Annotated in this window: 1 protein-coding gene and 3 pseudogenes; all 4 read left to right on the plus strand. The window is 40.4% G+C overall.

All coding sequences use genetic code 11. From position 1 onward, the window contains the following. Positions 1–359 precede the first annotated feature (359 nt). Positions 360–2,561, plus strand: coding sequence for a TonB-dependent receptor (locus tag ASC84_RS07110; protein WP_056513008.1), 2,202 nt, complete (start codon positions 360–362; stop codon positions 2,559–2,561). 1,059 nt (positions 2,562–3,620) lie between these two features. Further along, a pseudogene (locus tag ASC84_RS07115) lies at positions 3,621–4,937 on the plus strand (phage late control D family protein); the annotation flags it as partial. A 35-nt stretch (positions 4,938–4,972) separates the two neighbouring features. Continuing rightward, positions 4,973–5,206, plus strand: a pseudogene (locus tag ASC84_RS23170) (hypothetical protein); the annotation flags it as partial. Positions 5,207–5,305: 99 nt separating this feature from the next. After that, a pseudogene (locus ASC84_RS07120) lies at positions 5,306–7,441 on the plus strand (DUF2345 domain-containing protein); the annotation flags it as partial. Positions 7,442–7,562 lie beyond the last annotated feature (121 nt).

The following is a 7,562-nucleotide window of genomic DNA, read 5'->3' on the forward strand; positions in this document are numbered from 1 at the left end:
AATGATATTTTTATAAGGTATTGATAAATATAGTTTATATGTAATTATTGAATTAAATTATAGTGAAATTAGATGACCATTTGATTAAAATTGTTAATCAATCACTAGAAAAAATTTATAAAGCAGATGGCTATCACATTTATTTTTATTAAAGAGAATCACCGCTAAAAAAATCTTAGAAACCTCAAATGAATCAGAACTGAAATTATAAAAAATATAATAAATCAATAATTTAAGATTTTTTATGCTGTGTTTTTCATGGGCTGTTGGAATTGGTCATTAGAATATTATGTTTTACATCATTAATGCTAATGATTATTATTAGCGCTAAAATTCAGGCCTACAACTGAGGAAACAGGATGCGCCTTTCCCAATTCAGCTTATGTGTTTTATCTATTGCAATCAGTAGTCAGTTATATGCACAGGATGAAACCTCGAATAATCAGACACCAGTTAGCAATGCTCAACAACAGGAATCTGTCCAGAAATTGCCACAGATCGTTATTACAGCAACACGATCAGAAAAAAGCATTGCAGATATTGCAGGGACTGTACAGAACATTAGCGGAGCAGAGGTACAAAAACAGGCTGGGGCAGGGCGAAAAGTAGCAGATGTTCTTGCTCAACTGGTTCCTTCACTGGCGCCGTCTAGTGGTACTGGAAGTAATTATGGCCAGACCATGCGAGGCAGAACGGTACTGGTGATGATTGATGGTGTATCTCAGACGGGATCGCGTGATCCTGCGCGCCAATTGAACAGTATTAGTCCGGGGATGATTGAAAGGATTGAGGTTATTTCTGGGGCAACCAGTATTTATGGTTCTGGCGCAACGGGTGGGATTATTAATATCATTACCAAACGTGCTGATAAATCGAAACCACTGAGTTTTGAGACGAAATTAGGGATAACCTCTGCTGATAATTTCCGAGGAGATGGCCTGGCTTATGAAGCGGGTCAGAGCGTTTCTTTCAGCAATGATAAAATGGACGGTTTTCTTGGTGCGAACTATACCAGCCGAGGATCATTATTTGATGCGAATGGGGATCGAATTGCGACTGAACCCAATCAGACCAGCCGTAATGATACAGATACACTAGATCTAAATGGGCGCCTGAATTTTAATTTGACTGACACACAAAGCTTGAGTTTTGGTGCGCAGTATTATAAGGATAAGCAGGATACTCGTTATCTACCTGATTATGGACCGAACTATACCATTGCTAAAGGGCCACAGTCTGAACGAGCAATCAAGGGACTGGAATTAAGTAATCAGCCATTTACGGATCGTTATGCCTTTAATACCCAATATCAAAATCAGGATGTATGGGGGCAGACGGTAAATTTGGAAGCCTATTATAGAAATGAAAAAGGACGTTTTTTCCCAGTTTATGCAGGTGGCGCGACGGTAAATCAATCGCAATATACGGTTGATGTGGCAGGAATGCGGTCTACAGTTCAGTCTGATTTTAAGCTTGCAGCGCGTGATCTTAATCTGACCTATGGTCTGGATTATGACCGGGAAAAAGATACTCAGCATTATGACGTATTGTCTGTCAGCAATAACGGTATGGTTTACAAGGATACTGGTAGAAGATTAGATGCTGGTCCAGATACTGTCATTCAAAATATCGGTGCTTTTTTACAGGCAGATTATCAATTAACGGATCGCTTTAATCTACAAGCGGGAACGCGCTATCAATATATTAAGGCAGATACAGACGCTTATACACCTTCTAGACAAACACAAAGCGTAGCGAGTGATTCAACAAATGCTGACAAGTTTTTGTTTAATTTAGGCGCAGTTTATAAACTTACTGATAATCAGCAATTATTTGCCAATTTCTCTCAAGGATTTAGTTATCCAGATGTATTACGGATGTTGCGTGATGTCTCAATTCTGACCGTTTCAACTGCGAATATAGAACCACTAACCGTCAATAGTTATGAACTGGGTTGGCGTCTGCAAGATGATCAAAAACTTGATTTAGGAATTACTGGCTTTTATAACACATCTGATAAAGTCATTCAGTTCAATGCGGACCGTTCAGTCAATATTGCTGATACTGATCAGCGTGTTTACGGTGCTGAAATGACTGCGGCATATCCAATTCTGGATGATTTTAAAATTGGTGGTACATTGGCTTACACCCGTGGACAATATAAGGATGCGGCTGGTAATTGGCGTGAGTTAAATGCTTATCAGGTATCTCCAACTAAGGGAACTATTTTTGGTGAGTGGAATAGTGATGATGGTTATGGATTCCGTGTACAGATGCTTGCTGTAAAAGGAACTGACAAAGCATTTGAAGATGATAAGGTTGCGGTGAACAGTGATAAGGTGGTTCCAAACCGTGCTGCAAAAATAAAGGGTTATGCGATTATGGATACCCTAGTGAATTTCCCTGCGTATAAGGGGCGGGTGGATTTTGGAATTTATAACGTGTGGAATAAAGACTATCGCACGGTGTATAGCCAGCAGTCAGAAATTACCTTTTCCCCTGTGTCCAGTATGCGGGCACAAGGGCGGACCTTTGGTTTGAGTTATACTTTTAATTATTAATTGATGTTAGCTAAAAGCTGGTGCTGATGAGTGTTTAATTCTCACTTATCACCAGCTTTTTTATTATTTATATATAGTTAAACCGCCTAATTATTCATACAAGTGATTTGCATCAAGTCATTGATCATAAATGAAGCTTATAGTTATGTATGAACTTTTTGAAACTGTTGGTTATTCATTTTTGTACTTTTGAATCCTAGATGGTGATCCTACCGTGGGGCGACATGGATGTCGCCGTTGGGCGGGGGTACAGGACGTACCCCTCGCCCAGCAAAAGATTTTTGTCATCTTTTCATCTCTGAAAAGTGAGGCATCGCCTACGCAAAGGTATTTAAACTTTGAATATAAAGTGTGGCATTGCAAGCTTTTTATAATCAAACAATTTATTTTTTCCATATAATTGATTTAATTAAAAATATTAATTAAGAGAAATTATATTCTTGTGTCTGAGTTTTTTGACAGGTTGATTATAAAACAAATTCTTAACCAAAGATAAGTATCAAGTGTCGTCAAAATTTAAAACAATAGAATGGATCAGCTATTTAGCGGATTTTTTAGCCATATTTGTAGAGGTCTATTCTATTTGAGTTGTTGTTGCACAATTTGAAATGAATAAAAATTCAATGAGTACATGTTGTATCGCCCTAATTTTGGTTCAAAGCTGTTTAGTTTCCCCATACTGTTTAAAACGCATTATGTGAATTGACCGAATCGAAATAAAAATAGTCAAACATCAGCTCAGTGTAATAATCGTGTTTTAAGCAAGGGCGTATTTTTAAATAAATATTTGATAAAACAATGAGAAATTTTTATCTTTTATATGAGTTATAATAAAAATAGATGCAGTTTTGCTTAAATATTAACCATAAGATAGACTGGTCTGTATAGACAAAGCCCTAAATTTTTTAGTACAATTGATCACAATTTAGAATTAAATAATAACGCATGTCTAACAATATTTACGCTGCTTTGGAGCAGCTTGGCTTATCAGCACAAAAACGTGCGATTCACGTACAATTTTCTAATTCGGCGTTGAGCCAACAAGTGTTCCTACAACGNTACGCTGCTTTGGAGCAGCTTGGCTTATCAGCACAAAAACGTGCGATTCACGTACAATTTTCTAATTCGGCGTTGAGCCAACAAGTGTTCCTACAACGTATCGATGGAATACATCAAATCAATGAGGGTGTTCGGCTCCAACTCATCTGTCTTGCAACGTCAGCAACTATCCCTTTAAAAAGCTTTATTGGAACGCAAGCTGCAATTGATATTGTCACAGATAAATCTGAATTAACCCGTATTTCAGGAATTGTGACCCAAGCCGATATTGGCGCATCTGATGGTTCTCTTACCATCTATCGTTTGACCGTAGAAGACCCAACAGCACTTTGGAAGCATCGTAGAAACTCTCGAGTATTTATGAATAAATCGGTTGTGGATGTGATCCAGACCGTGTTCCAAGAATGGGCGCAACGCAGCCCACTGTTTGCCTCAAGTCTGAGTCTAGATAAGAGTGGCTTAAGCAAAGACTATGATGTGCGCCCATTCATTATGCAGGCATCTGAAAGTGACTTTGACTTCCTGACCCGTTTGATGAGAAGTGAAGGGATTAACTGGCTGATTGATGAAGCACAACTTAAAGTGTCGAGTTCAACAGAACAAATCCAAGCACAAAAGCTTCGTTTAATTGATGATAATTCGCAATTTAGTGCCTTAGAACGCCGCAATATTCGCTTCCATAGAAGCAGCGCCGTAGAAAAAACTGATTCAATTACCAATTTTATTGGTCAGCGTTCCATTCAACCGACTTCGGTGTATATCCAGCGTTGGCAAGCTGATGTATTGGATATTGATGAAGGCGCTGGCAGTGTCCAAAGTAAACACAGCCATAGTGAAAATTATGACAATGCCAGTTTAGCTTTAGAACAAGCATGGCACTTTAGCCCTGCATGGATACAAGACCTTAATGGCGAAGATGGTGCAACGCCATCGGGCAACAGTCAGATTGAAAAGTTTAATCAAAACCTCAGCAACTATTATGATTCACAAGCCAAACAATTTACAGCAACGTCAACAGTGCGTGATGCACATGTTGGCTATTGGTTTGAACTGAATGAACACCCTGAGATAGATCAACATTCAGGTGCAGACAAAGAGTTTTTAATCACAGCTAAAAGCTTTTATAACCAAAATAACTTACCTAAAGACCTCACCGATCAAGTCACCGCTTTAGTTCAACAAAGCAATTGGCAAGCCACCCAAATCACCAGCAACACGAGTGATGAACGTCAAGCCAGTAATTTAACCATTCAACGTCGTAACATCAGCACGGTTCCAGCCTATAACCCATTACAACACCGACCGATGGCATCACCATGGCCAAAGTGAGCTTATTGACCACTTGTTTTTCNCAAATCACCAGCAACACGAGTGATGAACGTCAAGCCAGTAATTTAACCATTCAACGTCGTAACATCAGCACGGTTCCAGCCTATAACCCATTACAACACCGACCGATGGCATCACCACAACGGGCCAAAGTGGTGGGGCCAAGTGGAGAAGAAATCCATGTTGATGAATGGGGGCGTATTAAAGTTCGTTTCCTGTTTAGCCGTAATGAAGACAACACCCATGATGGCGGTGCGGGTTCCAATGACAATGACACAGATTCAGCGTGGGTCGATGTCCTGACCCCATGGGCAGGTGAAGGCTATGGTGCGCGATTCTTACCGAGAATCGGTGANGGTTCCAATGACAATGACACAGATTCAGCGTGGGTCGATGTCCTGACCCCATGGGCAGGTGAAGGCTATGGTGCGCGATTCTTACCGAGAATCGGTGAAATTGTTGTGATTGATTTCTTTGATGGCAACATTGACCGTCCATTTGTGGTTGGGCGCATCCATGAAGCGCAACGCCATCCAAGCAAGTTTGATGACAAAGGCAAACTGCCTGACACCAAGAAACTGGCAGGAATAAAAAGTCGAGAGTATCAAGGTAGTGGCTACAATCAACTAAGGTTTGACGATACTACTGGCCAAATCAGCAGCCAGTTACAAAGTAGTCATGCCGCCAGCCAACTCAACTTGGGCAAATTAAGTCATCCCAAAGACAAAGCGGAAAGTGATGATCGTGGTGAAGGCTTTGAGCTGAGAACAGACCAATGGGGAGCAGTTCGGGCAGGGCAAGGCTTACTACTTTCAACCTATAAACAAGACCAAGCCAAAGGTGATCACCTTGATTCAGAGCTTGCCAAAAAGCAACTTGAAGGTAGTCAGACCAACAGTAAAGCTTTAAGTGATATCGCCAAGAATCAAAAGACGGATGAAATAGAATCGATTGAGCAACTCAAAGCTTTTGCCGAAGAAATTGAAAAAGATGTTGCCAAGTATAAAAAAGCCATCATGTTACTCAGTTCTGTTGATGGGATTGCCTTAAGTACCCCTGAAGATATCCATCTTTCAGCCACAGGCATCATTAACCATACTGCGGGCGATAGTATTAACCTTAGCACCCAAAAGAATCTTTTGGGACAAGCTTTAGGCAAAGTGAGCCTATTTGCTGCACAAGGTGGTATTAAAGCCATTGCCGCGCAAAGTAAAGTTGAAATTCAAGCGCAGTCAGATGCTTTAGATGTATTTGCCAAACTGGGGATTACCATCTCATCTACAGAAGATCGGATAGAAATCAGTAGTCCAAAAGAAGTGTTGATTACTGGTGGTTCATCACAGATTGCCCTAAATGGCTCAGGGATTTTCCCCAAAACAGGTGGGAAATTTGAGGTGAATGCAGGGCAGCACACATTTAAGCCGGGTGCCAGTGTCAGTAAATCAGCACAACTGCCCCCATCGAATCCACTTAAAGGCGCACTCGACTTATTAAAAAGCTATGGTGGACAAGACTTCTTTAAACAAACCGGCTTTAAAGTGATTGATTCATTTGGCAAGCAAGTGTCTGGCAAGCTGGATGGCAATGGCTTTGCCCAAGTGACAGGTATTGCACCTGGTCCTGCCAAAGTTGAATTTGAAACTGATCCACGGAGTGCATGGGATAAAGCAAGTCATTTTAACCGTGATTATACTTGGTCAGAAGAAGTGGTCGGTGGTGCCACAAGCTTTGCACAAAATGCTTTAAATTCAGTGGGGCAAAATATGATGTCCCAACTCAAAAACAATTTATTCTCTTTGAATGCTGACTCATTGAAAGATATGGGAAAAAATGCTTTAAAAGACTTAGGCACACAAAGCTTGGGACAATTTAAAGAACAATTTACTCAAAGTGCATTAGGTTCCGTCTCTTCGGCATTGAATTTAAATTTATCTCCGTCACAGATGATGAATGTGGGACAGATGATTGCCAATCCAAGTCAATCCCTACAAAATATTAAAGATCAAGGCATCGATTTCTTTAAAGACCAAGCCTCAGCATTGTTTGCTCAACAGACCAGCGGTTTGGTTTCTAATATGACTGCTGGAACAGGATTTGGGTCGTCACTGGGGCAAGGTTTTGTTGCAGAGTCATTTGGCGCTGCTCAAAATGGGTTAGATGCCCCAGTGAAAGTGGTGGATGATTTTATTAAAAAAGATGAATATTTCTCTCGCTTCTTAACCTATAGCATTACCACTCGAAAAGGCGATGCATCAGTATCCACGATCCCGCAAAATATTCCTCAACAAGTCAGTCAGCCTGCGCCAATTTTGACTCAACAGACTCCACAAGCGACAGCACCTGTCGACGTGAGAAAACCGCAGTCGATTTATGATATGGATAAGGATGTGGTACGGATGGATCTGGAAGAGTCTCGTTATGTCACCAAACAAGTGACTGTGCGAAAAACGGCTGCTGAACAACCAGATGTATATAACGCGCGAAATAAATAATTGAACATTTTTTTGAATTTTAATTGATTGAAATTAAATTAAAAATTAGAACGTATTAAGGTTAAGCTTATGGCATTTATAGACAGTAAAAATCAGACCGCAGGGTCAAATACACAGCAAC

The organism is Acinetobacter sp. Root1280 (genome assembly GCF_001425285.1).
Lineage (GTDB): Bacteria > Pseudomonadota > Gammaproteobacteria > Pseudomonadales > Moraxellaceae > Acinetobacter > Acinetobacter guillouiae.